Origin of the sequence: Solibacillus isronensis (assembly GCF_023715405.1) — a bacterium.
Lineage (GTDB): Bacteria > Bacillota > Bacilli > Bacillales_A > Planococcaceae > Solibacillus > Solibacillus isronensis_B.
This window is the reverse complement of sequence record NZ_JAMBOC010000002.1, coordinates 335,483-360,622: the sequence shown is the minus strand read 5'-3', so window position 1 is coordinate 360,622 and position 25,140 is coordinate 335,483. Positions and strand designations below refer to the sequence as shown.

Sequence of the window (25,140 nt, the reverse complement as noted above, 5' to 3'; positions counted from 1 at the left end):
CAAATAATAAAAGATAAAATCGTCCTTTAAACTTATGTATGCGAATGGGGAATATGTTAAAACAAAAAACTACTGATGAAGGAAATTTTCGTTCATCAGTAGTAGGAATGATTAAAGTGAAATGGCTTTTACTTCATCAATATTTTCAAGTTGTGCTACAAAAATTAAATCTTCTGTTGTTACTTCATTATCTACGACAAGCATCATGACTGCAGAGCCGCCGATTTGATCGCGACCTACTTGCATTGTTGCGATATTGATATCTTTTTCTGCCAGCTTAGTAGCTACACGGCCGATTGAACCTGGCTTATCTTGGTTTTTAATGTAAAGCAGGTTGCCGTTAGGAATAACATCCACTACGAAACCTTCCACTTTAACGATGCGGGCACCAAGACCATTTAATAACGTACCAGCTACAGTATGTTTTTCTGTTTCTGTCACGATTTCGACCGTAATTAAATTTGTGAAGCCTTTAGCAGTTGTTGTTTTATGCTCATTAATTTGAATGCCGATACGCTCAGCCAAGTAACGTGCATTTACATCATTTACGTGAGAGCCGTGGTTCGTTGAAAGCAGACCTTTAATAGCATTTGCTGTTAATGGGCGTACATCAAAGTTAGCGACTTCACCAGCGTAAGAAATGTTCAATTGTTTGATGCTTTCTTCTGTAACCTGAATTAAAAACTTACCAAGCTTTTCAGCTAATGCGAAGAATGGCTCTACTTCCGCAAGCTTTTCTTTCGGAATAGATGGCATGTTTACCGGATTTGTTACAGTACCTGTTTTAAAGAACTTAATAATATCGTTTGATACGTCGACTGCTACTGATTCCTGTGCTTCCACTGTAGATGCACCTAAGTGAGGTGTTGCAATCACTTGCGGCAATGTTAACAGTTTATGGTCTGTTGCGGGCTCTTGTACGAATACATCTAGTGCAGCACCAGCTACTTTACCTTCAACAATCGCATCGTATAAATCATCTTCGTTAATGATACCGCCGCGAGCACAGTTGATAATACGGACACCGTCTTTCATAATGGCAAAGCGTTCTTTGTTAATGATGTTACGAGTTTCAGGTAAAAGTGGTGTATGAACTGTTACAAAGTCGGCTGCAGCACATACTTCGTCAACAGTACCTTTTGTAATACCTAATTCTTTTGCACGCTCTTCAGTTAAAAATGGGTCATAGGCGATCACGTCCATACGTTGACCTTTTGCACGGTAAGCCACTTCAGCACCGATACGGCCCATCCCAATTACACCTAATGTTTTGTTTTTAAGTTCAACCCCAACATAAGATTTACGATCCCATTTACCATTCTTTAATGTGTTGAATGCTTGTGGAATAAAGCGGGCAAGTGATGTCATCATTGCGATTGTATGCTCAGCCGCAGAGTTCGTGTTCCCGTCTGGAGCGTTTACAACAATAATTCCGTACTCTGTCGCGGCATTTAAATCGATGTTATCAACACCTACACCGGCACGCCCGATTAACTTCAAGTTTTTCGCTGCTTCAATAACTTCGCGTGTAACAGTTGTTTGAGAGCGGACAAGTAATACATCCACATCTGCAATTCGAGCGATTAATTGTTCTGGAGATAATCCTGTATCGACGATGATGTTTAAATTTAATTCTGTTTCTTGACGAAGCGGGAAAATCCCGTCATCACTTAGTGGATCTGCAATGAATACGTTGATTGTTTTTGTTGCCTTTTCGATTAATTGTGTTGCTGTCATAATAATCTCTCCTTAAATTTCACTATTATTTTTAAATTACTATACAAAAAAAGCCTTCCGTCCCTTACGAATAACGTAAGGGGCGAAAGGCATTCAATAAACAAATCGCGGTACCACCCTTATTCGTTGCCGACTATTTGAAAAAATAGTCATACAACCTTATCAATATGCGTAACGTGCATGGGACGGAATAACTTACTTGGGATTTTCGGCTATTCTATTCAAGAGTGGAACTTATTTAGCGTATACACTGGTTTACACCGACCACCAGCTCTCTTTGCTATACAAAACTAAATAGTATGTCTCTATCACAATAGTTTTTCGTTTTTAAATTTGATAACATCATAAACCTGATTGTTCATCTTTGTCAACGGAATTTTCAAAATTAATAAATAATTAGTGAATTAATTAGCGGATATATGGTTGTTTCACGAACTATATTTAGGGTTTCTAAATTTAATGTTCGTAATTTAGGAAAAGTATGAAAGCGCTAACGATATTGATTTAAAGGGATTTGTTTGAATTTACAGAAAAATAATGATTTGTAGAATTCATCGGAAAAATAACGGTTTTACTATTTCACTAAAATTTTCCCTTGTTTTAAATTTTCAATGCTTTAAAGAAAAATAATAAAGAAGGTGAAATAAAAAATACCACGAAATTGTATAACATATGCACTGACAAAGGGGGAGTAGAAAATGTATTATGATGCAATCGTAATTGGAGCGGGGTTAGCAGGATTAACTGCGGTTTGTCAGCTCATAGATGCGCAAAAAAAGGTATTGCTTGTTGATCAAGAGCCCGAAAATTCAATCGGAGGTCAGGCATTTTGGTCATTTGGGGGACTGTTTTTAGTAGATACCCCTGAACAAAGAAGGTTGGGTATAAAAGACAGTAAGGAGCTCGCATGGCAAGATTGGCGCGGTTCTGCAGGATTCGACCGGTTAGAGGATGAAGATTACTGGGCATATGAATGGGCAAAGGCCTATGTAGATTTTGCAGCGGGAGAAAAATATGATTGGCTAAAATCACAGGGCATTCAATTTTTCCCGGTTGTTGGCTGGGCAGAGCGTGGAGGTGCTTTAGCTGGCGGACATGGGAATTCGGTTCCCCGCTTTCATATCGTTTGGGGAACTGGACCCGCGATTGTAGAGGCATTTTCGAATAAAGTATTGGAAGCTTCGGAAAGTGGTTTAATCGATTATTTGCCACGTCACCAAGTAACGGATTTAATGACTGAAGATGGTGCAGTTACCGGCATTCAAGGCAATATTTTAGAAAATAGTATCATTCGCCGCGGGGAAGAAAGTTCAAGAGAAATCATCGGAACATTTGAATATACAGCTGATGCAGTCGTAGTAGCTAGCGGTGGCATCGGAGCAAATTTAGAACTTATCAAAGAAAATTGGCCGTCACGACTAGGTCTTCCACCGGAAAATATGGTGTCCGGCGTACCTGCATTTGTTGATGGGAAAATGCTCGAAATTACCGAGCGGGCAGGCGGACGGATCGTCAATCGAGACCGGATGTGGCATTATACGGAAGGGTTGAAAAACTGGGATCCGATATGGAAAAACCATGGGATTCGTATATTACCCGGACCGTCATCGATGTGGTTTGATGCAACAGGAAACCGATTTAAAGCACCGAACTTTCCCGGTTTTGATACCCTCAGCACACTAGAAGCAATTCAAAAAACAGGGTATGACTATTCCTGGTTTATTTTGACGGAAAAAATAATTGAAAAGGAATTTGCATTATCCGGTTCTGAGCAAAATATGGATCTGACAAATAAAAGCATAAAGGACGTGCTGAAGCGTGTTTTACCAGGGCCGCCTAAAGCCGTTCAGGCATTCAAAGAAAACGGGGAAGACTTTGTCATAGCGGATAGTTTAAAAGATTTAGTGGATGGTATGAATAAACTGGCAGGTAATGACTTGCTTGATTTTATGCAAATTAAAGAACAGATTTTAGCGCGGGACCGTGAAATCGAAAATCTCTTCTCAAAAGATGCACAAATTAATGCTATGCATGGAGCGAGAAACTATATCGGTGATAAATTGATCCGTGCAGCCAAGCCCCACAAAATTTTGGATCCGAAAGCTGGCCCGTTAATTGCCGTACGCTTAAATATACTCACAAGAAAAACATTAGGGGGATTACAAACCGATTTAAACGGGCAAGTAATAAATGACGAGGGCAACCCTGTTCAAGGACTCTTTGCGGCAGGAGAAGTCAGCGGCTTTGGTGGCGGTGGGGTACATGGTTACCGCTCATTGGAAGGGACGTTTTTAGGAGGATGCTTATTTACTGGATTGCAGGTCGGTAAATATTTAGCCAATTATAAGCCGGTACCGAACAAAGCTAAAGTGTTAGAAGTATGAAAATAAAGGAGATATGAAGTCATTTGTCGAAATGAATGATTATTCATAAATAAGGGGTGTATACAATTGAATTTTGAAACAATTAACTTGGAAATTGCGGAGCGAAAAGCAACATTAACATTAAATCGCCCAAATGCTATGAATGCAATGGATTTTACGATGATGCGCGAGTTGGCGGATTGCTTTGAAGCGCTACATAATGAAAAGGATATTCAAATTCTTATCATTAGAGGGGAAGGGAGAGTCTTCTCTGCTGGTGGCGATGTAAAAATGATGGTTTCATCAGACGACTTTTCTGATTTTGGAACAATTATGCAAGACATTTCACGTTTAGTGAAGGCTTACTATACACTTCCGATGATTACGATTGCACAAATTCATGGAGCTGCAGCCGGTTTAGGATTTAGTCTGGCATTAGGAAGCGATATCATCGTTGCGGAGCAATCTAGTAAATTAGCGATGAACTTTATCGGAATCGGTTTAGTTCCTGACGGTGCAGGACACTTCTTTATGAAGGAACGTCTCGGGACACCAAAAGCAAAGCAAATGATATGGGAAGGAAAAGTGTTAAGCGGCGATGAAGCGTTAACATTAGGACTCATTGATTATAATGTGGAAGATGGTCAGGCATTAGTAACAGTTGACCAACTTGTTGGCAAGCTGTTAGCATCACCAATTTTGGCGAAGATTGAAACTAAGCTGATATTGCATAATGCGAACTTGCCTGTGTTAGAGCAGATATTGGAAGGCGAATCGGCAGGACAGGTGAAAATGCGCCAAACACAAGACCATTTAGAAGGTATTCAGGCTTTCGTTGGAAAGAGAATGCCGCAATTTGAAGGAAAGTAAATAATATCGGAGGATGCTGGTGAAACAACGCTGGCTCCTTCTTTTTTATTGGGAAATAAAATATTACTGTACAACATTACCGAATGCTTATATGATAGTGAAAGACGAAAAATGGAGGTAACTTCATGGACCAAATTTGGCTATCAAACAACCGGCGACAAATCGTACACAATGTGTATTGTCCCAATGTAAATGATGCGATTGCAATTTGCGAAATTGAACTAAAACAGCTAGATCAGGAACAAAGTAATTACTTGGAAGTTCCTTTTGAGCAATATAATGAAATACATGCACATTTTAATAATAGCGATATTATTAAACAAGGTGCATTCACATATGAGCAAGTTCGTCACATATTAGATGCTGGAAATATCCATAATCTAGTCATTGATGAAAGAGGCTGCATCGATTTTAAGAAAGAAACGATCGGAATGAGTACCGCAATTTCTTTCGCCCAAAGTAAGTGGAATGGTGCAGAACGAGGTACCGCAGTTGAAAATGCTGTACTGACAGGTTTAACAGTTATAGGAGAGCCATTTGCTGAAGAAATTATTGAAAAGCAAATCGACAACCTGAATATTGTTGACCATATTGAGCTGGATGAAGGTATTGCAAGTGCCGTAAAGAAAAACGGTGCAAAAGCAGTAGTGAAGAGGATGGCTAGTACGGCCACGAAAAAGGCGATGTACAGCTCTGTTATAGCTAAAAAAGCTATCACATTACTGAATGCAAATGTTGTAACAGGAGCAATCGTAACAGGTGTCATGTCGAGCGTCGATATAATTCGCGCAATTAAAAAGCAGATGTCTCCGGCACAGCTATTTAAAAATATTTCCAAAACGGCTGCAAGTGTTGCAGGGAGTATTATTGGTTTAATCGTAGGTGGAGGAGTCGGCTTATCGATTCCGAATGTTAGTACAACTGTCATTAGCTTAATCGGCGGGATCATCGGTCTTATTATAGGGAGTATATTGACGACGACGCTTGTCAAAAAAGTGCTTGATCTATTTATAAAAGATGATGCCGTTAAAATGCTGGAGATCTTTAATGAGGAGCTTGTCAATTTAGTAGAGCAATATCTATTAAATGAAAAAGAACTTCAACTAGTGTTAAGCGATTTTAATGAAATGTATAATATGCAGGAAGAGTTCCGGAAGATGTATGCTACTGAAGATCGTGTGACGTATGCACGATGTATGATTGAAAAGGAATTGAATCGTATTGTAAGGCTGCGCATGTATTTGCAAGTACCAACAAATGAAGAGCTCTATGGGGCGATCAAACGTTTAGTATAATAAAGAGGTGCCCTGAATTTCAGGGCACCTCTTATTTATCCCGCATAGGCGGAAGATCAACTACCGGTAAAAGCCGGATTGATAGTTTCATTATGTACGTTTAATTTTAAACGTGGAATAAAATTAATTTACCTGATGAGTTTACTAATCGGTGTGTTTTCTCAGCAATACCTTTTTCTTCGATTTGCTTTTGACCTTCGATTTTTGCAGCATCATCGTTTGCGAAATTCCACACTTCATCAAATAATGTTTCCCCAGTTTTTTCAAATGCAGTAAAACGATAATTCTCCATTTAAACCACCCTTTATAAGCAAGATAATATAATTATACTAGAAATTTTCCGAAAATTCACGAAGCAGCTATCATTATTCGAGAAATATTTGCAGTTTATGAACTGTTCATGAACATTTTAATTCATCGAAATTTACCCGGATTTTTGGGTTGCTAAACGCTATTTTGTGAAAAAAATTCAGCTTTCGGTAACGGAGGAGCAATTGATAGTCTTTTAATCGATAAATAACGCATATACATGTTACAATAAATTGTAATAGAGTTATAAAGGGGCGATTGCTTGTGAATGGAATTACAAAACTCCAACCTGGTGAACAAGTGGACCAATATTTATTGATAAAAGAAGCAAAAAAAGGCGTAACGACTGTCGGTAAGCCTTTTATGTCACTAATTTTACAGGATCGTAGCGGCGATATTGAAGCGAAGCTATGGGATACAAACGAGGAACATGAAAATCTATACCGTGCACAGGTTATTGTGAAAGTTGGGGGAGAGATTCACGACTATCGTGGAAAAAACCAACTGCGTGTGAAACAAATCCGACCTGCACGTGATGAGGAAGGCGTTCAAATCAGCGATCTTTTGCCAACGTCTGCGGTGCCAAAGGAACAATTATTTGAAGAGCTGACACAGTACTTCTTTCAAATTCAAAATCCGAATATCTCGCGTATTACACGCAATCTTACAAAAAAATATCAAGATCAAATACTGATTTACCCTGCAGCAACTAAAAATCACCATGACTATGCGTCAGGCTTACTTGACCATGTTGTATCGATGCTTAAATTAAGTGAGGCGATTTGTAATCTATATCCAACGCTGAACCGTGATTTATTATATGCAGGGGTTATTTTACATGATATCGGTAAGGTCATTGAGCTGAGCGGTCCGGTAGGTACTATGTATACGGTGGAAGGCAACTTGCTTGGTCATATTTCGATTATGGTCAATGAAATTGGTCAAGCTGCCAATGAGCTGAAAATCGAAGGTGAAGAAGTGATGCTGCTTCAACATTTAGTGTTGTCACATCACGGAAAAGAAGAGTGGGGCAGCCCGAAAAAGCCTATGATTCAGGAAGCGGAAATTCTGCACTATATTGATAATATCGATGCGAAGATGAATATGCTGACACGTGCCCTTGATAAAACGAAGCCGGGTGAATTTACAGAGCGTCTATTCCCATTAGATAACCGTTCATTCTACAAACCGATGATTTAAGCTGAAAATTTAGTTGTTCGGAGTCAAGGCGGCGACTCCCAGGGGAAAAGCACGTGGGAGAGACTTGGAACAAAAGCTAGGAGCGCCACGTCCTGTGGCAACGCTTTTGTGACCAACATCGTGTTGGCCTCGTGCCCCCAGGAAAGCGTCCGCCGTAACGGAGAACAATGTATAAAGAGCAGGAACTAAACAAGGCCGTTCAAATTCTAAAAATTTGAACGGCCTTTAATTATGAGTTATGGTTTTACTTGTTATTGATTAGCCTGCTGGAATTTCAACATGAAATCAGCAAGGGCTTTGCATGTTTCGACTGGGACAGCGTTGTAAGTAGAAGCGCGGCAGCCTCCTACAGAACGGTGACCGTTTAAACCGACAAATCCGGCTGTTTTTGCTTCAGCAAGGAACTTTTTCTCCAGCTCTTCATCTGCTACACGGAACGTAATGTTCATCAATGAACGTGAATCTTCAGTTGCATGCCCGTAGTAGAAGCCGTTCGAATTGTCGATTACATCATAAATAAACTTCGCCTTTTCTTCATTACGCTGCTCGATCGCTTCTAAGCCACCTTCAGCTTTCACCCATTTTAATACTTCGCCTAACATATAAATACCGAAAGTAGGAGGCGTATTGTACAACGAGTTATTTTTAGAATGTGTTGCGTATTTCAGCATTGTCGGGATATTTGAATTTGCTTTTTCAAGAAAATCTTTACGGATGATGACAACAGTTACACCTGAAGGACCTAAGTTTTTCTGTGCACCTGCATAAATCATGGCAAAATTCGATACATCAATTTTCTTCGATAAAATATCAGAAGACATGTCCGCAATTAGTGGAAGGTCACCAGTAGTCGGGAATGTTTTCCATTGTGTCCCGAAAATTGTATTGTTTGATGTTAAGTGAAGGTATGCTGTATCTTCATCGATTTGGATATCTGAAAGAGCCGGGATATTTTTGTAGTTATTGCTTTTTGAGCTTGCTGCCTCTACAGGTGTCCCGAATAGCTTCGCTTCTGCAAAGGCTTTTTCTGACCATGCACCTGTTTGGATATAGCTCGCCTTTTGACCTTCACTTAAGAAGTTCATTGGAATCATTGAAAATTGAAGGCTTGCTCCGCCTTGTAAAAATAGTACTTCATAGTTTTCAGGGATTTCATATAATTGGCGTAAATTTGCAATCGCTTCATTATGTACTTCTTCAAATGCAGCGCTACGGTGGCTTAATTCCATTACAGACATACCAGTACCTTTAAAATCTACTAGCTCTGCCTGTGCTTTTTGTAAAACTTCTAATGGTAATGCCGATGGACCAGCATTAAAGTTAAATGCGCGTTTAGTTGTTACTGTCAATGCAATCACTCCTGAATTTTAGAATTAGAATATAAATTGATAATATACCCTTTCCGAACAAATATGTGAAAATTCTTGAAATTATTTTTTTAATAGTCATAAAAGAGAAGAACTTATAGAAAATTTATAGATTTTTGTCACAAAGGAAAAGGGAATGTTCGTGTTTTGAGCATATTTACTTTTATAACCTTGTTTATAAACAGGAACTATGCGAGTATAGAGGGGATGAAATACAGGAGGTAAATAAAAATGGAACAATTACCGAAATGCCCGGAATGCGGATCAGAGTATACGTATGAAGATGGACAAAATTATGTGTGCCCGGAATGTGCGCATGAATGGTCTCAAGCAGTTGAAACAGTGCAAGAAGAAGGATTAGTCGTTCGTGATGTAAACGGTAACCTGTTGGCTGATGGTGATACCGTAACAGTTGTAAAGGATTTAAAAGTAAAGGGAAGCTCCTCTACGTTAAAAATCGGTACACGTGTTAAAAACATTCGACTTGTAGAAGGCGACCACAATATTGATTGTAAAATCGACGGTTTTGGTGCAATGAAGCTGAAATCGGAATTCGTAAAGAAAAACTAAAAAATGCGAGACCCGTTTGTGGGTCTCGCATTCATATGTCAACGATTATTCAGCTTTGAAGCCTGAAAATGCGTCTTTTAAATCTTTGTCTTTAACTTTTACATCTGCATCGTTGATTAACTCTGCCATTTTCGTGTTCCAATCAGCTTTTGTAGCTGCAATTGACTCACGGATTTCTTCTTTTTTGTCTTCAAGTTTACCGTAATCTTTAACATCACGTTTTTCAGTCACTTGAATGATGTGGAAACCATGTTCAGATTGTACAGGCTCGCTGATTTCATCGATTTCCAATGCATATGCAGCATCGTTGAATTCAGGCACCATTGTACCTACTGTAAACCAACCTAAATCTCCGCCTTGTGCTCCAGAACCAGGATCAGTTGAGAATTCTTTCGCTAGTTTAGCAAAATCTTCTCCAGCATCTAATTTAGCTTTGATTTCTTTTGCAGTCTCTTCATCTTCCACTAAAATGTGGCGAGCATTTAATTCTTGAGATGCTTGGTTGTAGTACTTTTCGATTTCCTCGTCAGTTACTTCAACATCTTTTAAAGCTTTCTCTTGTAACAATGTGAAACGAATATTTGTTTTTAACGTTTCTTCCGTTAAATTGCTTTGTGCTAAAACAGACTCATAGCTCTCGCCATACTGCTCTTTTACACCCTTCAATTCTTCTTCGATTTCTTCATCTGTTACTTTATATTTATCGTTTAAAATCTGTTCAACTACTACTTGTTGCAGTAATTGGTCACCTGCGATGTCCTTCATTGAATTATAAAATTCTTCTTGAGTGATATCGCCTACACTTGTTGATACGACAACTTCATCTCCAGGATTACTGCATGCAGCTAAACCGATTGAAGCAGCAACTGTTAATGCAAAAATGGTCTTTTTCATTTGAATACGCTCCTAACTTAACTTTAATGCACTTGTAACTATAACATAAACGATTTAAAAACAAAATGGTTGCATGTGAAGAGTGCCTAAGTTTTGTATCAACAGGTGCATACGATATTGAGAGAAAGAGAGAAGGGAGGTGGCAATATGGGTGGCGGAGGTTACAATGGCGGCGGCTCAGGCTACGGCTCTGGCTTTGCTTTATTAGTTGTGTTGTTTATCTTATTAATTATTGTAGGTGCAGCTTTCATCTACTAAGAAAGAAAGGTGTGTTAAAAGTCTTTACGGCTTTTAACACACCTTTTCCAATTATTAAAGTATGGACAAAAAAATTATTACATAAATAAAATTTTTTTAAACGGCAAGCAGTACTTCAACGTACATGCTTACAAGTAAAATTGTAATCAGTACATTAATCGTACGGAAAATTTTTGGCTGTTTTTCTTCTGGAATTTCACGTCGACTGCATAGCGCCGCAGTCATTCGATTTATTTGGAATAAGTATATTACTGAAAATAAGATCACAACAAGTAGTAACAAATTTATTCCTCCCCTCTAAAGCATCAATAAAAACCTAAATATCAAGCGGAACTAAAATTTCATAACCTCTTGGCGTTTCTTCAATTATAGCATTGTTTGGTGCATACATTAAATTTTTCACATATAAAAAATCCATAAGACATATACAGCAGTGAAATGCGAGCAAACCACTGAAATAATGCGCATATTCAGGATAGTAAATGCCCCCAGCGATCAATGCAGCATTAATAACGATAAAAGGTGTTACGAGTGCAAAAAGGTAAGACTTTTTTGGAATGCCGTTTTGCAGGCGCATCCGGACAACCGGCATGAGATGTTGAATTTTAAAGCGAATGACGAGTGATTTTCTATGTTGAAAGAGAGCGAAATAATGTATTAATTTATGCATAGGATAAATAAAAGGTATTACTAATAAAACTAACCATAAATGTCGATCGATATGCTTACCGTTAAAATTAAAACTAAATGCAATGTATGAAAAGCAAAATACAAGGACGAAAAGAGTGATTGCCAATAATACAAGTCTTCCCGTACCATACTCTCGCTCAATGTTGATCGTTTTCCAACAATGCATGTGAGCCCCCCTAAAACATTATGGAAAAGGACGTATAATGCTTTTCCATTAACGAAACATTATTAAACATAAAACTAACTATAATAAATAAAAAAAGAAATGTCATCAATTTAAATTGGCGACATTTCTTACTGGGAGTTTTATAAAGTTGTAGTGATTGATGGCTTACCTTTGTCATCAATTGTTTCTTTAAAGTTAAAGAAGGAACGTTCAAATATTTCGATGAAGTCATCCCCATAAATATTGCGAATAACAGCCATTACATCTAAAAACTCAGGGAAACGTCCGTATAGTTCTTTTAATGGCAATGCGCCTGTTAAAATCGTATGTTCTGTATCGTGATAATGATCGTACATACGTAGAATGAGTTCTGCGCCTTTATCAGTTAACTCAACATATGTATTACGTTTGTCTTCATCACGTTTTGAGAAAGTTAGTAATCCACGTTCTTCTAATTTTTTTGAAAAGTTGAAAGCGGTAGATACATGCATGACACCAAATTTAGCTACATCTGAAATGGAGGCACCTTTCAAATGATATGAAATCCATAAAATATGGTGTTCATTAATATTTAAATCAAAAGGTTTAATCCATGTTTGCCAATCTTTTTCGATAGCTTTCCATAGTGCTTTCGAAAGTTGTGCGACTCTTTGGCTAAATAACATAGCCTCTCGTTGTGAGTATAAATCTTCTGTCAAAGCAATCACCTTCTTCTTTCATTTACATTTTAAAATTATTATAGCAATAAAAGAAAAGAGTTTAAAGTTAGAAAAATGGAATAATTCAACATTGGTTGATTTATGCTATAAAAAGATAATTTTGGGATTAAATTGACCGTTTTCAAACTTTAATGTAGTTCTAAAGTTATATTGGTGAATCGCTGTTCATTACTCGTTATTTCTATTTGAAGGTATATTTTTCTCGATTTCACTTATAGAATTCTGTAATTTCTCGATTTCTTGTTTTAAATTTATTGCTTCCGGTTCTATCTGGGTTTTGAAATTTGCGAAATTATCCTTTAATTCATTTACTATACTAGGCATACTATTTTGTACTTCTGCCTTTAAAGTTGTAATCGATTGCTTGACGTTATTTAGTTCATGTTGTACGTCTTGGAGCTTTGATGTGGCCTTTTTAGTATTCTCCAATAAGTTTTGTCGTAAAGCTGTCCCTGATTGCGGTGCTGTAAATAAAATAACAGCCGCACCGCCAACGATGCCAGTTGTAATACCTAGTAAAAATGATTTTGCTTTCATATTGATAACCTCACTTTATTTATATTTGTTATCCAAATCTTTTTCCAAATCCATGTTCCGATAAACATTGGAAAGATTGGGCGGGGAAGTAATAAAAGAAAAACCAGCATTTTCATAGATGAAAAAGATGCTGGCCATAGTCTCCTCATACAGTCGTGTAAATATAACTGATAGGAGCAATTATAAATGTGATTTAATTTCCTCAGAAAGTGTCGACAGCACATCTGGCGGGAATTCCTGTGAACGACCATTCCAGTTGACAACTAGTCCATCTTTTTCGTCATAGCGGGGAACGAGATGCAGATGGTAATGGAAAACGGTTTGGCCTGCTTCAGCACCGTTATTATTAATCGTATTCATACCAGCCGGGTTAAAAGCAGCTTTAATGGCATTAGCCACTTTCGGGGCAGCAGCATATAAATTACGTGCTACATCTTCTGACATTTCAAATAGATCTTTACAATGTGTTTTCGGGATTAACAGTGTATGGCCTTTTGTTAATGGGGCAATGTCCATGAAGGCAAAAGTATGCTCGTCCTCATAAACTTTAATACTTGGAATTTCACCGGCAATGATTTTGCAAAATAAGCAATCACTCATCTTATTTATCGCTCCTTTTTTATTTTTGATTTTCACCATTAGAAGTTAGAAAATAATGTTATTGTAAGTTATGTGGAGTACAGGGCGGCAATTTCCGTTCGAAAGCATCCGCCAACAATAAAAATCAACTGTACAACCCCAATTTATGGTGAAGATACTATTATTTTTCTTTATTCTATCATAGATTATTCGGAAAACTACTTTCTTATATGAAGGATTTACTTTTTGTTCTTTGAATTGAGTGTTGCATTCAGTGTTCAATTTTATTCGCTTTTGATAAACTAAATTTTAGAAAAGAGGAGTGACGACTGTGACAATTTTACAACTGCAAAATGTAACAGGTGGTTATACGAGAAAGCCTGTGATTCAAGATTTATCATTTGAAATTAACAAAGGAGAGCTCGTTGGATTAATCGGCCTTAACGGTGCTGGGAAAAGTACGACGATCAAGCATATTATTGGCACGCTCTTACCGCGCTCTGGAGAAATTCGTTTAAACGGTGTGACGTTAAAGGGAAATTTGGACAAGTACCGATCAAGCTTCTCCTATATTCCGGAAACACCCGTACTATATGAAGAATTAACATTAAAAGAACATTTACAATTAACGGCAATGGCCTATGGTTTAGATGAGAGAACATTGGAAGAACGCTCTGAAGTTTTATTGAAGGAATTCCGTATGGAAAAGCGATTAAATTGGTTCCCTTCGCACTTTTCTAAAGGGATGCGCCAGAAGGTAATGATTATGTGCGCATTTTTAGTCGATCCAAGTTTATATATTATCGATGAGCCGTTTGTCGGTTTAGACCCGCTCGGCATTCAGTCATTGCTTGATCAAATGGATGATAAAAAACGTGCAGGGGCATCGATTTTAATGTCGACACATATTTTATCGACTGCAGAAAAACATTGTGACCGCATCATCTTACTTCATGAAGGACGTGTTCGTGCGCAAGGAACAATGAATGATTTGCGCAAAGCGTTCAATATGCCGACTGCGACACTGGATGATTTGTATATTGCAATGACAAAGGAGCAGGACAATGAACAGCATGCATAGTGTATGGGCTAAGCGCTTCGAGCATTACATCGGCGAAGTGATGAAGTATATGCGCTTCGTCTTTACAGGGCATATTGCGATTGTCCTTGTCTTTATCGCAGGGGCAGGGGGATATCAGTACAGTGAATGGCTGAAGGTCGTGCAGCCTGATTTTCCGGCAGAATGGCTCGTTGCCCTTGTAATCGGGTTCTTAGTTGCATTAAGTAGACCTGTCACATTGCTGAAAGAACCCGATCAAGTATACTTATTGCCGCTAGAAAGCCAAATGCCGAACTATTTCAAAAAGGCGATGAACTGGACGTTTTGGTCACAGCTATTGTTGCCGGTCGTTCTGTATATTATAACGATTCCGTTATTGAAAGAAGTTACGACACTTAGCGTAGCTGAAATTTGGCTGACAGCTCTATTTATCGCGGTGCTGAAATTTATTAATGTGCGCGCCGAATTCAATTACCGTTATGCAAATCGTGGGAATGCCATTGTACTCGACCGATTTGTGCGGGCGATTGTGTCGATTATCGGGATTCAAATGACATTGACAGACGGTTTGCTGGGCATCGTATTTCTTATTATGATGGCTTATTATACATTTACATTGAAGAAAAAAGTGCAGGACAATCCAGTGCCTTACGAACATTTTATTAAGCTTGAGCAAAACCGCATGATGCGTTTTTACCGTTTTGCCAACTACTTCACAGATGTCCCGCATTTAAAGGGCTCTGTAAAACGTCGTGCATGGCTGGATATTGCGTATAAAGCAATCAGCTATAAAAAGGAAAATACACAGGCATATTTAATTTACCGCACGTTTATCCGTACAGATGACCATTTTTATTTATGGGTACGGTTAACGGCGATTTCAGCTGTTATTGCGATGTTTATTACGATTCCATTTGTAACTTGGATCGTTGCAGGAGCACTTGCATTTGCGACAACCCTTCAGCTTAAGTATGCCCTCATGTCAGCAGGGGATTTTCGAATGGACATGCTTTACCCGATCCCTCGCGATACGAGAAAACAGGCTGTCGCAAAACTGCTTCGTCAACTAAGCATTGTACAGGCTATTATTGTGACACTTTGTGCAGTCATGCAGCCGCAGTTTTACATTATTCCAATTGTCATTATCGCAGTCAGTGAACTGACGATGAGAATGTCAAAATAATAAATAGAATTGTACAACAAATAAGGCACCCATTTTCTAGAGCGAAAATGGGTGCCTATTATGTTTATAACAAGAATCCGCCAATTAATAATCCGGCGGCGATTACTATAATAGAAGGAACTTTGAATTTTTCCAGAGCAATATAGCTGCCGACAATCATTAAAATCGTTGGAATCAGTTTATTTGATTCATAGGAAGACTTGGCAAAATCGAATGTTAATGTAATTAATAATACGGCAATTGCAGGTAATACAAAGCTTGATAACCGCATTACTTTAGGCGAATCTCTATATTTTTGTAGAAGATTCAAAAGTGTAATCATTAAAATCAGGGTGGGGGCTACTGTCGCAAATAACGCTATAATACTCCCTGAAATACCACCAACTTCAAAGCCGATATAACCCGCCATCTTCGTTGCGATAGGACCGGGCAATGAATTTGCCAAAGCAAGAAACTCACTGAATTCACTTTGCGTCATCCACTCATACCTGTCTACCACTTCATGTTCAATTAACGGGATTGAAGCAGGCCCGCCTCCGTATGCCAAAAGGTTCGGTATTAAAAATGCAATAAAAAGCTCCCAAAATATCATTGTTCTTTTCCTCCTTTATTGGGCAATGCCAGCGCCAATATTAAGAGGGAACCGATGATAATCCCAGGGTGGAGATCGAATAAAACAATCGTTATAAAACTGAACACGAAAATAATTGCGCTGATTTTTAGACCTAAAGCTTTATGCGATTTCTTTAAAAAGTCAAATGCATAAATCCCCATCATCACTGTCACAATGGGTATGACGCCATTAGACATGTTGTTGATAAAGTCAGAGTTACTGAATTGGTTTAATGAATTTAATAATAAAATAATTAATAATACAGTAGGCATAACCGAAGCAAACAGAGCGTTAATTAATCCGAGAAAACCGCCTATACGGTAACCAATGTAGCCTGCCATCTTTGTAGCAATTGGACCAGGCAATGTGTTTCCAATCGATAACACATCAGAAAAGTCATCATCTGTCATAAGTTTATATTTTTCAACCACTTCTTTATGAAGCAATGGAATGATTGTCGGACCTCCCCCGAATCCAAGAATTCCTGAAACAAAGAAAGCTTTAAACAACTGAATTTGTATTTTCACATAATAACCGCCTTTTGTTTAGTGAGAAGCAGAATAGTTCGGAAAACGAAAGATTTTCTAAATATGTATTATTTTATATAAAAATGCTACGAAACACAATCGTAGCATTTTTTATAAAAGCATTATTCTTTTGAAGCTGCACTATATGTCGTAATATAGGATGATGAGTTAAACATCGACTGTAGCACTTGTGTCGTGCCTTCAAAGATAGGGGCAAATGAAGTCTTATACTCATTGCTGGCTTTCCAGACTTCATAAGAAGCAGGCCCGCCCCATTGAATAATAAATAAATAGGTTTCTGCTTTAATCGGACGCAGTAAACGATAGGCAATTACAGCGTCATTGGAGTTCAAAGCAGGGATGACATCGAGAGCTTTTTTCTCGAAAACCGGGCGCTCATCTGACATAATGGGCATATTGAAAAAAGTATAATAGCCCTTTTGTGTAAACTGTCCATCTTGAGCAATAACTTCAAACTTGCGGGGTACTGCGAAAATAGATTTGTTCTCTGTTTCATGCAACACCACTGAATTACCATTTCCGTGCAATAAAATTAAAGGGTGCTGTGGATTTTTTGTGATTAAATTTTCCATATAGTCAGGTGTTCCTGAAGTTACATAAAAATTCATATATACCGACCTCCTTACACTATTATTTCCATTTATAAAGATATTCAAGCCATTTGTCAAAAAGTTCTATAGCAGAAAAGACAAATTCATGACATTTATTGAAGAAATCTATACAATTATTTATGAAAAGTTTATAGTCGATGATGGATATCAATGACGTTTTTGAGGTATAAAATAAAAAAGAATTTACTTTAAGGGGTAGAAATCAAAAATGATGAAATTTAATGACACATTATTACGTGCTGCTCGCGGTGAGCAAGTAGAACATACACCAGTTTGGTTTATGCGCCAGGCAGGCCGTTCACAGCCAGAATATCGTGAAATAAAAGAAAAATATTCATTAGAAGAGATTACAATGCAGCCGGAGTTATGTGCATATGTGACGCGTTTACCTGTTGATCAATACAATGTAGATGCAGCGATTCTTTATAAAGATATTGTTACCCCTTTACCAGGAATGGGAATTGATGTAAAAATAAAAGCGGGAATCGGTCCGGTTATTTCAAATCCTATCCGTTCAGCAGCTGATGTAGAAAACTTACGTGATTTCAACGCACAAGAGCATACACCTTACGTGCTAGAGACAATTAAAATGTTAACGACAGAACAGTTAAATGTTCCGTTAATCGGTTTTGGCGGTGCTCCGTTTACGCTTGCGAGCTATATGATCGAAGGCGGCCCAAGCAAAAACTATGCTAAAACAAAATCATTCATGGTTTCACAGCCAAAAGCATGGTTTGCTTTAATGGAAAAACTGGCTGATATGATTATTGTGGATATTACAGCGCAAGTAGAAGCTGGTGCAAAGGCAATCCAAATTTTCGATTCTTGGGTTGGTGCATTAAATGTAGAAGATTACCGAATTTTTATCAAGCCGACGATGACACGCATTTTTGCTGAATTGCGCGCATTAAATGTACCGTTAATCCAATTTGGTGTAGGTGCATCACATTTAGTAAAAGAATGGCATGACCTGCCAGTTGATGTAGTAGGTTTGGACTGGCGTTTGCCGATCCGTGAAGCAGAATCTCGCGGCGTAACAAAAGCGGTACAAGGGAACTTGGATCCTACATTATTACTTGCTGACTGGAACGTAATCGAAGCACGAGCGAAAGATATTGTGGATCAAGGATTAGCGCATACAGGCGGACATATTTTCAACTTAGGCCACGGTGTCTTCCCAGAAGTAGATCCAGCTGTATTAAAACGACTAACAACATTTGTACACGAATACAGCCGCGAACAAATCGCAAAACGTTCAATACAACAATAAATTTAATTTGATTATTCACCGGTGAAGGTGAGAAAACTATATAGATGAAAAGTTGATTGGAATGGAGGGGAGGCGACTCCAGCGGGAACAGTACGACGCCTGAGACTACAGGCTCTGGCCGTGCCCGCGGAAAGCGTCCGACCCGGAATGTAAATCAACCCCTTATTAAGATGAAGAATCTTTAATACTTACTAAAAAAGAAACGTGTTAAAAAACATGCAGAGGTGAACTTACATGAAAGAAGTACGCGGGTTATTAGTAATGGCTTATGGTACGCCATATAAAGAAGAAGATATCGAACGTTATTACACACATATTCGTCATGGCCGCAAACCGAGCCAGGAACATTTGGACGACTTAACAGAACGTTACCGTGCAATCGGCGGTATTTCTCCGCTTGCGAAAATGACGGAAGCACAAGCCCATGCATTATGTGCACGTTTGAACGAAGTACAGGACGAAGTGGAATATAAAGTATTTATCGGCTTAAAGCATATTGAACCATTTGTAGAAGATGCAGTAGAAGCAATGGTGAAAGAAGGAATCACTGAAGCGGTATCAATCGTTTTAGCACCACACTTCTCAACTTTCTCTATTAAATCGTACAATGGACGAGCAAAGGAAGCTGCTGAAAAATTAGGCGGTACGTTAAATATCACTTCTGTTGAAGCATGGTATGACGAGCCTAAATTTATTGAATTCTGGAAAAATGCCGTGAATGGCGAGTTGGCAAAAATGACAGAAGAAGAGCGCGCAAATGCTTGCTTAATCGTGTCCAACCACTCATTGCCGGAAAAAATTAAGCTTGCGGGCGATCCGTATGAAGAGCAGTTAATCGAAACAGCACGTTTAATTGAAGAGGCTTCTGATATTGTGAATGTTGAAGTAGGCTGGCAGTCAGCCGGACAAACACCAGAGCCATGGCTAGGACCGGATGTACAGGACTTAACGAAGGAATTATTTGAGCAAAAAGGTTATAAAGCATTCATCTATACACCAGTAGGATTTGTTACTGAGCATTTAGAAGTGCTATATGATAATGATATTGAGTGTAAAGTTGTCTGTGACGAAATCGGTGCAAGCTACTATCGCCCGACAATGCCAAATACACATCCTTTATTCATTGATGCAATGGTAGATGCTATCAATAAAAAATTAGCGAAATAGTAGAGAGTGATGATGAGGGTGACTTTAAAAAGGAACAAGGTTGTTATCGTTGGCGGTGGCATCACTGGTTTAACGACGGCATACTATTTACAGCAAAAAACGAAGGCGCATAATTTACCGATAGACATCGTGCTGATCGAAGCGTCACTACGTTTAGGTGGTAAAATCCATACAGTACGTCAAAATGGATATATTATCGAACGTGGGCCTGAATCGTTTTTTGATACAGGTAGCAGTGTCCGAAAGTTGGCACGTGATTTAAATATCGAACATGAGATGATTCAAAATAATTATGGTCGAACATTCATCGCAGTTGGTAGCAAGTTGCACCAAATTCCGAGTAATATCCTGCTCGGAGGGTCACCTAAAATCCTCCCGTTCATGAAATCGAATGTTCTATCTCTAATGGGGAAATTCCGCGCAGCAGGGGATTTGTTATTACCGAAATTACCGCATGCGGCAGACGAACCGATTAGTGAATTTTTCAATCGACGCTTTGGTAAAGAAGTTGTAGAAAATTTAGTTGAGCCGGTGTTGGCAGGTACATTTGCAGGTGATATCGACCATCTTAGCATGCAATCGATGTTCCCGCAGTTTTATCAGTTGGAAAAGGATTATCGCAGTTTGCTGCTCGGTATGAAAAAAACCGGTAAAGGTATTTACGCACTCGTTGACACTCCAGGTGAACTACATTATGAATCATTTGAAAACGGGCTGGAATCATTAATTGAAACTTTGGAAAATGCGTTAACCGATGTAACGATTTTAAAAGGTTTGAAAGTGAATTCCATTGAAAAAAATAATGATGATACTCATCTTATTGAATTGAATGATGGGACGTCCATTCAATCAAATAACATCATTGTAACGACACCGTTTAATGTAACGAAAAGAATTTTCCCGGACTCTGTAACGATGCAGCAAGTTCCGGATATGAATTATGCTACAATCGCAACGGTTACGATGGCATTTGAAAAAGGTTCGATGCAAAAATATGAAGATGCACTTAACTTCTTCGTTTCACGCAATAGTCATTTTGCCATTACAAGCTGTACGTGGAGTCACCGGAAATGGGATAATGTTTCCCCGGATGGCCATGAACTACTTAGGGTATACATTGGCCGTGTAGGGGATGAATCGATTGTGGAGCTCTCCGACAGTGAAATTGAAAAAATCGTATTGCAGGATTTGGAACGGGCGGTAGGTTTAGATGCCCAGCCATTGTTGACGACAGTTGCACGCTGGAAGGAAGCAATGCCTCAATATACAATTGGTCATGAGTCTCGTATGTCAACTATGAAAAAACAGTTTTATCAAGAGTTTCCGAATGTCTTATTAACAGGAAGCTCCTATGAGGGAATTAGTATTCCGGACTGTGTTTTACAAGGAAGAAATACAGCCGAGCAATTACTCAACCAGTTGGCCGAATCAAAATTAGCAATGTAACAACAATTCAATAGACTAGTTGAACGACATGCTGTATTAAAAGTGAACCGCTTTTAATGCAGCATTTCTTGTTTGAAGATTTTCCGAATGGTTCACAAATTTATCTTAATTATAGTAATGCATCTGTCCGGATTTTTTAGTACGCTAAGAAGGATGGAGAAAAGATTGCAATAAATTACATAATTATAGCAAGGATGGGAGATTTCACGATGAAAAAGTGGTTTTACAGTTTAGTTGCAGTACCTTTTTTGTTAGTTGGGTGTGGGGATGATCCAAAAGTGGAGACACTTGATACTGCCGAGGTACCGGCAATTGTAGATGTACATATTCAAACGGCTGAACAATTGAATGCTGGGGAAACGATTCAGCTTGCGGCACGTGTGACTCAAGATGATGAAGCGGTAAATGATGCGAAAGAAGTGAAGTTTGAAGTATGGGAATCTGGCCTTCGCGATGAAGGGGAGATGCTGGACGGAGAACTGACAGAAGACGGAATCTATGTCGCTGACTATACGTTTGACCATGATGGCGTATACTATATGTTTGCCCATACGACGGCGCGTGGTATGCACGTGATGCCAAAGCAGGAGCTGATTGTCGGCAACCCAGATATGAGCAAAGTGCTGGAAGATACAAGTTCTAATTCGATGGAACATGACGAAGAAAGCTCAGAAGAAAAAGAAGACGATCATAACCATTAAATATTGCAATATAAGAAAATGGGTGTATAATAGTGACTGAATGACCGAAGTGTTCATTTGGTCACTTTTTTGAGGAGGTGGATTTATGGATCGTCGACATGAAATTTTATTAGCTGCTACAAAATCTTTCACATTATTTGGATATAAAGCGACAACGATTGAACAAGTTGCTAAAATTGCAAATGTAGGAAAAGGGACTATTTATACTTTTTTTAAAAATAAAGAAGAGCTGTTTCAGGAAGTTGTATTCCATTTAATCGGTGAAATGAAGCGTGAAACAGATCAGCTAATCGATGCAAATGCGAGCTTTATGCAAAATGCCCATACAGCATTGATGAAAATGCTGCAATTCCGTGAGCGTCATTTACTGTTTGCCAAACTAATAGAAGAGGAAACAGCACTTGGAACTCCTGAAGTACAGCAGATGCTGTTGAAAATCGAGTCGGAAATCATTTCTTACGTCTCGATGCGTATTCGTAATGGCATTGCAAAAGATGAGGTTATTGACTGTAATCCTGAGCATGTGGCTTTTTTATTATTTAAATCGTATTTGGCTTTTATTGTAGACTGGCAGTTGACACATAAAGAACCACTCAACGAACAAGAAATTCTGACATTATTCAGCGAAACCATTTTCCGTGGTTTGGCAAAGAAAAAGTAGCAGTCACTTCCTGGTGAAGTGGTTTCTTTTTACCATGAAATGACCGAAAAACGATATTGGTCATATAGTTTTAGAAGGAGGAAATTAGTGTGATAAAAGCAGAATGGCTGAAGATTTTTAAAACAAAGAAAATGCTTATTTCAGTTATTGCCGTTCTATTTGTTCCTGTTATGTACAGCGGGATGTTCTTATGGGCATTTTGGGATCCATATGCCAACTTAAAGGACTTGCCGGTTGCCGTTGTCAATGAAGACAAAGGTGCTGTGATGGATGAGGAAACAATGGAGCTCGGTCAAACATTGGTCGATAAGCTGATAGGTAGCGAGCAATTCCGATTTGAGGAAGTTGATGCAAAGGAAGCGGACCAAAAATTAAAGGATCAAAAATATTATATCTTAATTAAAATTCCGGAAAACTTCTCTGAACATGCAACTACATTATTAGATGAAGAACCACAAAAATTGGTTATTGATTATATTCCAAATGAAGGCTTCAACTTTTTAGGAGCACAAATTGGTGAAACTGCAATGGATCGCATAAAAGCGGAAGTAAATACGCAAGTTTCAGCAACATATGCAGAAAAATTATTTGATTCCATTACGCAGCTTGGTGACGGTTTTACCGAGGCAGCAGATGGAGCAGGGGAACTGGATGAAGGTGCCGCGAAGCTGGCGGATGGCGCTGATGAGCTGAAAGGCTATTTAGAACAATTGGCATCAAGCTCTGTTCAATTATCTGATGGTACGGACGCTTTAGTTGCCGGTGCTAAAAATGCTGCGAAAGGTGCTGCCGATCTGGCGGCAGGTGTAGCAAAAATTGCGGATGGCAGCAGCCAACTTGAAACAGGAGCAAAATCTGCAGCAGATGGCGCCAATACATTGCAGCAAGGTATTGAAAGCTATACGGGTGGTGTTGCACAAGTAGCAAACGGACAAAAGGACATCACATCCGGTCAGGCAAGCTTAGCTGAAAATCTGAAATTATTAACACAAGGTACAGCGAATATCGATGACAAAGTAAAAGCGCTCGCAGATGGTTCAGCTAATGTAGCAGGCGGTATGGATCAATTGGCGGGTCAACTTGAAGCGATATTACCAATGTTGCCTGAAGAAAATCAAGCAGCATTAAAAGCCGCACTAGGGCAACTGCAAGAAGGCAGTAAACAAGTAAGTGGCGGTTTAAGCCAGCTGCACGCAGGAACAAACGGATTGGACGATAAAATTGCGGCAATCAGTGATGGTGCAAGTAAATTAAATGCAGGGCAACAACAAGTAACAGCAGGTGTTGCACAATTACAGCAAAATTCAGCTCAGCTAATAGAGGGTGCCAATTCATTAGCACAAGGCAATACAACAATCGCCGGAAAACTAAATGAACTAACAGCAGGCGCATCAAGTGCTGCAACAGGTGCCAACACATTAGCGCAAGGTTTGAACACATTAGTTGATGGTTCGAATAAATTATATGACGGTACTAGCTTATTGGCAGAAAAGTCAGGTGAGTTGGCACAAGGTTCTACTACTTTAGCGGATGGCACGAAAGAATTGAAGGATGGTACGACAACTTTATCTGAAAAATTGGCGGAAGCAGGCGAAAAAGCCGCTGTAAATCCGACTGAAGATACGTATAATATGGTCGGTTCTCCAGTAGAAGTCGAAAAAGATTCCGTAAACCATGTACCGAATTATGGTACAGGTTTTGCACCATACTTTATTTCTTTAGGATTATTCGTTGGGGCATTATTAATTTCGATTGTATTCCCATTAGTTGAACCAGCCATTATTCCGAAAAACAGTGCAAGCTGGTTTGTAAGTAAAGTAACTGTATTAATCGGTGTTGGATTGGTGCAGTCATTTATAACGATTGCAATTGTCGTTTGGGGACTTGGACTTGAGGTAAATAATATGCCGCAGTTCATACTGACAACAATTATAACTAGCTTTACATTTTTAGCTATGGTTCAATTGCTTGTATCTGTGTTTGGTGATCCAGGACGATTTATTGCCATCGTCGTGTTGATTCTTCAATTAACAACAAGTGCAGGGACATTCCCGATTGAGCTAGTACCAGAGCAATTGCATTTCTTCAATAAAATTTTACCGATGACATTTTCTGTACAAGGCTTCAAAGCAGCCATTTCAACTGGTGATACATCATTCCTAATGTTCAACTGGTCAATTTTAGGTGCAGTTATGATTTCATGCTTAGCAATCACGTTCGGTTATTTTGCATTGCTTTATAAAAAACGTTATTCAAATCAACAAACAGAACTATAAAAAGAAAAAGCATGGACTCGGGTTTTCCGTTGAGGCCATGCTTTTTTTAT

General features: G+C 38.7%; 26 protein-coding genes and 1 other annotated feature. Of the genes, 14 read left to right on the top strand and 12 right to left on the bottom strand.

Going from position 1 to position 25,140, the window contains the following annotated elements; translation table 11 throughout:
* Positions 1–111: 111 nt before the first annotated feature.
* Positions 112–1,737 carry a phosphoglycerate dehydrogenase gene (serA, locus tag M3166_RS13560; protein ID WP_251690405.1) on the bottom strand — a complete coding sequence of 542 codons (1,626 nt, stop codon included), beginning with the start codon at positions 1,735–1,737 and terminating at the stop codon, positions 112–114.
* A gap of 75 nt (positions 1,738–1,812) precedes the next feature.
* Positions 1,813–2,058 (bottom strand) — a binding site (T-box leader).
* A 377-nt stretch (positions 2,059–2,435) separates the two neighbouring features.
* Between serA and M3166_RS13555 the strand changes: the two genes are divergently transcribed.
* From M3166_RS13555 to M3166_RS13545, 3 genes are all read left to right on the top strand, one after another.
* Positions 2,436–4,121, top strand: a complete 1,686-nt coding sequence (locus tag M3166_RS13555) for an FAD-binding dehydrogenase (RefSeq protein WP_251690403.1) — start codon at positions 2,436–2,438, stop codon at positions 4,119–4,121.
* Between the two features lie 66 nt (positions 4,122–4,187).
* On the top strand, positions 4,188–4,970 hold the full coding sequence (locus M3166_RS13550) for an enoyl-CoA hydratase (RefSeq protein ID WP_251690402.1): 783 nt from the start codon (positions 4,188–4,190) through the stop codon (positions 4,968–4,970).
* 125 nt (positions 4,971–5,095) lie between these two features.
* Complete coding sequence (locus M3166_RS13545) at positions 5,096–6,265, top strand: hypothetical protein (protein ID WP_251690400.1); 1,170 nt, start codon at positions 5,096–5,098, stop codon at positions 6,263–6,265.
* A 106-nt stretch (positions 6,266–6,371) separates the two neighbouring features.
* On the opposite strand, the gene M3166_RS13540 is transcribed toward M3166_RS13545, so the two are convergent.
* Positions 6,372–6,557, bottom strand: coding sequence for a YhzD family protein (locus M3166_RS13540; protein WP_008406474.1), 186 nt, complete (start codon positions 6,555–6,557; stop codon positions 6,372–6,374).
* Positions 6,558–6,838: 281 nt separating this feature from the next.
* Here M3166_RS13540 and yhaM point away from each other — a divergent pair, with 281 nt between their 5' ends.
* Positions 6,839–7,774: a 3'-5' exoribonuclease YhaM gene (yhaM, locus tag M3166_RS13535; RefSeq protein WP_251690398.1), complete on the top strand. Its 936-nt coding sequence runs from the start codon at positions 6,839–6,841 to the stop codon at positions 7,772–7,774.
* A 251-nt stretch (positions 7,775–8,025) separates the two neighbouring features.
* On the opposite strand, the gene serC is transcribed toward yhaM, so the two are convergent.
* On the bottom strand, positions 8,026–9,123 hold the full coding sequence (gene serC / locus M3166_RS13530) for a 3-phosphoserine/phosphohydroxythreonine transaminase (protein ID WP_251690396.1): 1,098 nt from the start codon (positions 9,121–9,123) through the stop codon (positions 8,026–8,028).
* A 249-nt stretch (positions 9,124–9,372) separates the two neighbouring features.
* On the opposite strand from serC, the gene M3166_RS13525 reads away from it, so the two are divergent.
* Entirely contained in the window at positions 9,373–9,711 is a 339-nt protein-coding gene (locus M3166_RS13525) for a zinc ribbon domain-containing protein YjdM (protein WP_251690394.1), read from the top strand.
* A gap of 45 nt (positions 9,712–9,756) precedes the next feature.
* Here M3166_RS13525 and M3166_RS13520 read toward each other — a convergent pair whose 3' ends face one another.
* Positions 9,757–10,605, bottom strand: coding sequence for a peptidylprolyl isomerase (locus tag M3166_RS13520; protein WP_251690393.1), 849 nt, complete (start codon positions 10,603–10,605; stop codon positions 9,757–9,759).
* 147 nt (positions 10,606–10,752) lie between these two features.
* On the opposite strand from M3166_RS13520, the gene M3166_RS13515 reads away from it, so the two are divergent.
* Entirely contained in the window at positions 10,753–10,863 is a 111-nt protein-coding gene (locus M3166_RS13515) for a YjcZ family sporulation protein (RefSeq protein WP_008406467.1), read from the top strand.
* A gap of 96 nt (positions 10,864–10,959) precedes the next feature.
* Here M3166_RS13515 and M3166_RS13510 read toward each other — a convergent pair whose 3' ends face one another.
* From M3166_RS13510 to M3166_RS13490, 5 genes are all read right to left on the bottom strand, one after another.
* Positions 10,960–11,145, bottom strand: coding sequence for a hypothetical protein (locus M3166_RS13510; protein WP_079524475.1), 186 nt, complete (start codon positions 11,143–11,145; stop codon positions 10,960–10,962).
* A 34-nt stretch (positions 11,146–11,179) separates the two neighbouring features.
* Positions 11,180–11,719 carry a DUF3267 domain-containing protein gene (locus M3166_RS13505; RefSeq protein WP_251690392.1) on the bottom strand — a complete coding sequence of 180 codons (540 nt, stop codon included), beginning with the start codon at positions 11,717–11,719 and terminating at the stop codon, positions 11,180–11,182.
* Between the two features lie 140 nt (positions 11,720–11,859).
* Positions 11,860–12,423: an HTH-type transcriptional regulator Hpr gene (locus M3166_RS13500; protein ID WP_251690456.1), complete on the bottom strand. Its 564-nt coding sequence runs from the start codon at positions 12,421–12,423 to the stop codon at positions 11,860–11,862.
* A 183-nt stretch (positions 12,424–12,606) separates the two neighbouring features.
* Positions 12,607–12,975, bottom strand: coding sequence for a YtxH domain-containing protein (locus tag M3166_RS13495; protein WP_251690390.1), 369 nt, complete (start codon positions 12,973–12,975; stop codon positions 12,607–12,609).
* 180 nt (positions 12,976–13,155) lie between these two features.
* Positions 13,156–13,575, bottom strand: coding sequence for an HIT family protein (locus M3166_RS13490; RefSeq protein ID WP_008406458.1), 420 nt, complete (start codon positions 13,573–13,575; stop codon positions 13,156–13,158).
* A gap of 310 nt (positions 13,576–13,885) precedes the next feature.
* Here M3166_RS13490 and M3166_RS13485 point away from each other — a divergent pair, with 310 nt between their 5' ends.
* Positions 13,886–14,635, top strand: a complete 750-nt coding sequence (locus tag M3166_RS13485) for an ABC transporter ATP-binding protein (protein WP_251690388.1) — start codon at positions 13,886–13,888, stop codon at positions 14,633–14,635.
* Positions 14,619–15,797, top strand: coding sequence for an ABC transporter permease (locus tag M3166_RS13480; RefSeq protein WP_251690386.1), 1,179 nt, complete (start codon positions 14,619–14,621; stop codon positions 15,795–15,797). The genes M3166_RS13485 and M3166_RS13480 overlap by 17 nt, the downstream gene beginning before the upstream one ends.
* A gap of 64 nt (positions 15,798–15,861) precedes the next feature.
* On the opposite strand, the gene M3166_RS13475 is transcribed toward M3166_RS13480, so the two are convergent.
* The 3 genes from M3166_RS13475 to M3166_RS13465 form a co-directional block, all read right to left on the bottom strand.
* Positions 15,862–16,389 carry a chromate transporter gene (locus tag M3166_RS13475; RefSeq protein ID WP_251690384.1) on the bottom strand — a complete coding sequence of 176 codons (528 nt, stop codon included), beginning with the start codon at positions 16,387–16,389 and terminating at the stop codon, positions 15,862–15,864.
* Positions 16,386–16,937, bottom strand: coding sequence for a chromate transporter (locus M3166_RS13470; protein WP_251690382.1), 552 nt, complete (start codon positions 16,935–16,937; stop codon positions 16,386–16,388). Before M3166_RS13470 ends, M3166_RS13475 begins: the two co-directional genes overlap by 4 nt.
* A 122-nt stretch (positions 16,938–17,059) precedes the next feature.
* On the bottom strand, positions 17,060–17,566 hold the full coding sequence (locus M3166_RS13465; protein ID WP_251690380.1) for a Target of RNAIII-activating protein: 507 nt from the start codon (positions 17,564–17,566) through the stop codon (positions 17,060–17,062).
* 211 nt (positions 17,567–17,777) lie between these two features.
* Between M3166_RS13465 and hemE the strand changes: the two genes are divergently transcribed.
* From hemE to M3166_RS13435, 6 genes are all read left to right on the top strand, one after another.
* Positions 17,778–18,839 (top strand): uroporphyrinogen decarboxylase, encoded by a 1,062-nt coding sequence (hemE, locus tag M3166_RS13460; protein ID WP_251690378.1) that lies wholly within the window; start codon positions 17,778–17,780, stop codon positions 18,837–18,839.
* A gap of 234 nt (positions 18,840–19,073) precedes the next feature.
* Positions 19,074–20,006 (top strand): ferrochelatase, encoded by a 933-nt coding sequence (hemH, locus tag M3166_RS13455; protein WP_251690373.1) that lies wholly within the window; start codon positions 19,074–19,076, stop codon positions 20,004–20,006.
* A gap of 12 nt (positions 20,007–20,018) precedes the next feature.
* Positions 20,019–21,452 (top strand): protoporphyrinogen oxidase, encoded by a 1,434-nt coding sequence (gene hemY / locus M3166_RS13450; protein WP_251690371.1) that lies wholly within the window; start codon positions 20,019–20,021, stop codon positions 21,450–21,452.
* Between the two features lie 209 nt (positions 21,453–21,661).
* On the top strand, positions 21,662–22,153 hold the full coding sequence (locus tag M3166_RS13445) for a FixH family protein (protein WP_251690370.1): 492 nt from the start codon (positions 21,662–21,664) through the stop codon (positions 22,151–22,153).
* Positions 22,154–22,238: 85 nt separating this feature from the next.
* Entirely contained in the window at positions 22,239–22,814 is a 576-nt protein-coding gene (locus M3166_RS13440) for a TetR/AcrR family transcriptional regulator (protein WP_251690368.1), read from the top strand.
* 89 nt (positions 22,815–22,903) lie between these two features.
* Positions 22,904–25,090, top strand: coding sequence for a YhgE/Pip family protein (locus M3166_RS13435; RefSeq protein WP_251690367.1), 2,187 nt, complete (start codon positions 22,904–22,906; stop codon positions 25,088–25,090).
* Positions 25,091–25,140 lie beyond the last annotated feature (50 nt).

Bases quoted from the DNA above. Each gene is read 5' to 3' on its own strand.
- hemY (WP_251690371.1), top strand. From the start codon at position 20,019: ATGAGGGTGACTTTAAAAAGGAACAAGGTTGTTATCGTTGGCGGTGGC.
- M3166_RS13505 (WP_251690392.1), bottom strand. From the start codon at position 11,719: ATGCATTGTTGGAAAACGATCAACATTGAGCGAGAGTATGGTACGGGA.
- M3166_RS13520 (WP_251690393.1), bottom strand. From the start codon at position 10,605: ATGAAAAAGACCATTTTTGCATTAACAGTTGCTGCTTCAATCGGTTTA.
- M3166_RS13515 (WP_008406467.1), top strand. From the start codon at position 10,753: ATGGGTGGCGGAGGTTACAATGGCGGCGGCTCAGGCTACGGCTCTGGC.
- M3166_RS13480 (WP_251690386.1), top strand. From the start codon at position 14,619: ATGAACAGCATGCATAGTGTATGGGCTAAGCGCTTCGAGCATTACATC.
- M3166_RS13525 (WP_251690394.1), top strand. From the start codon at position 9,373: ATGGAACAATTACCGAAATGCCCGGAATGCGGATCAGAGTATACGTAT.
- M3166_RS13555 (WP_251690403.1), top strand. From the start codon at position 2,436: ATGTATTATGATGCAATCGTAATTGGAGCGGGGTTAGCAGGATTAACT.
- hemH (WP_251690373.1), top strand. From the start codon at position 19,074: ATGAAAGAAGTACGCGGGTTATTAGTAATGGCTTATGGTACGCCATAT.
- M3166_RS13440 (WP_251690368.1), top strand. From the start codon at position 22,239: ATGGATCGTCGACATGAAATTTTATTAGCTGCTACAAAATCTTTCACA.
- M3166_RS13490 (WP_008406458.1), bottom strand. From the start codon at position 13,575: ATGAGTGATTGCTTATTTTGCAAAATCATTGCCGGTGAAATTCCAAGT.
- hemE (WP_251690378.1), top strand. From the start codon at position 17,778: ATGATGAAATTTAATGACACATTATTACGTGCTGCTCGCGGTGAGCAA.
- serA (WP_251690405.1), bottom strand. From the start codon at position 1,737: ATGACAGCAACACAATTAATCGAAAAGGCAACAAAAACAATCAACGTA.
- M3166_RS13465 (WP_251690380.1), bottom strand. From the start codon at position 17,566: ATGAATTTTTATGTAACTTCAGGAACACCTGACTATATGGAAAATTTA.
- M3166_RS13545 (WP_251690400.1), top strand. From the start codon at position 5,096: ATGGACCAAATTTGGCTATCAAACAACCGGCGACAAATCGTACACAAT.
- M3166_RS13540 (WP_008406474.1), bottom strand. From the start codon at position 6,557: ATGGAGAATTATCGTTTTACTGCATTTGAAAAAACTGGGGAAACATTA.
- M3166_RS13495 (WP_251690390.1), bottom strand. From the start codon at position 12,975: ATGAAAGCAAAATCATTTTTACTAGGTATTACAACTGGCATCGTTGGC.
- M3166_RS13475 (WP_251690384.1), bottom strand. From the start codon at position 16,389: ATGATATTTTGGGAGCTTTTTATTGCATTTTTAATACCGAACCTTTTG.
- M3166_RS13445 (WP_251690370.1), top strand. From the start codon at position 21,662: ATGAAAAAGTGGTTTTACAGTTTAGTTGCAGTACCTTTTTTGTTAGTT.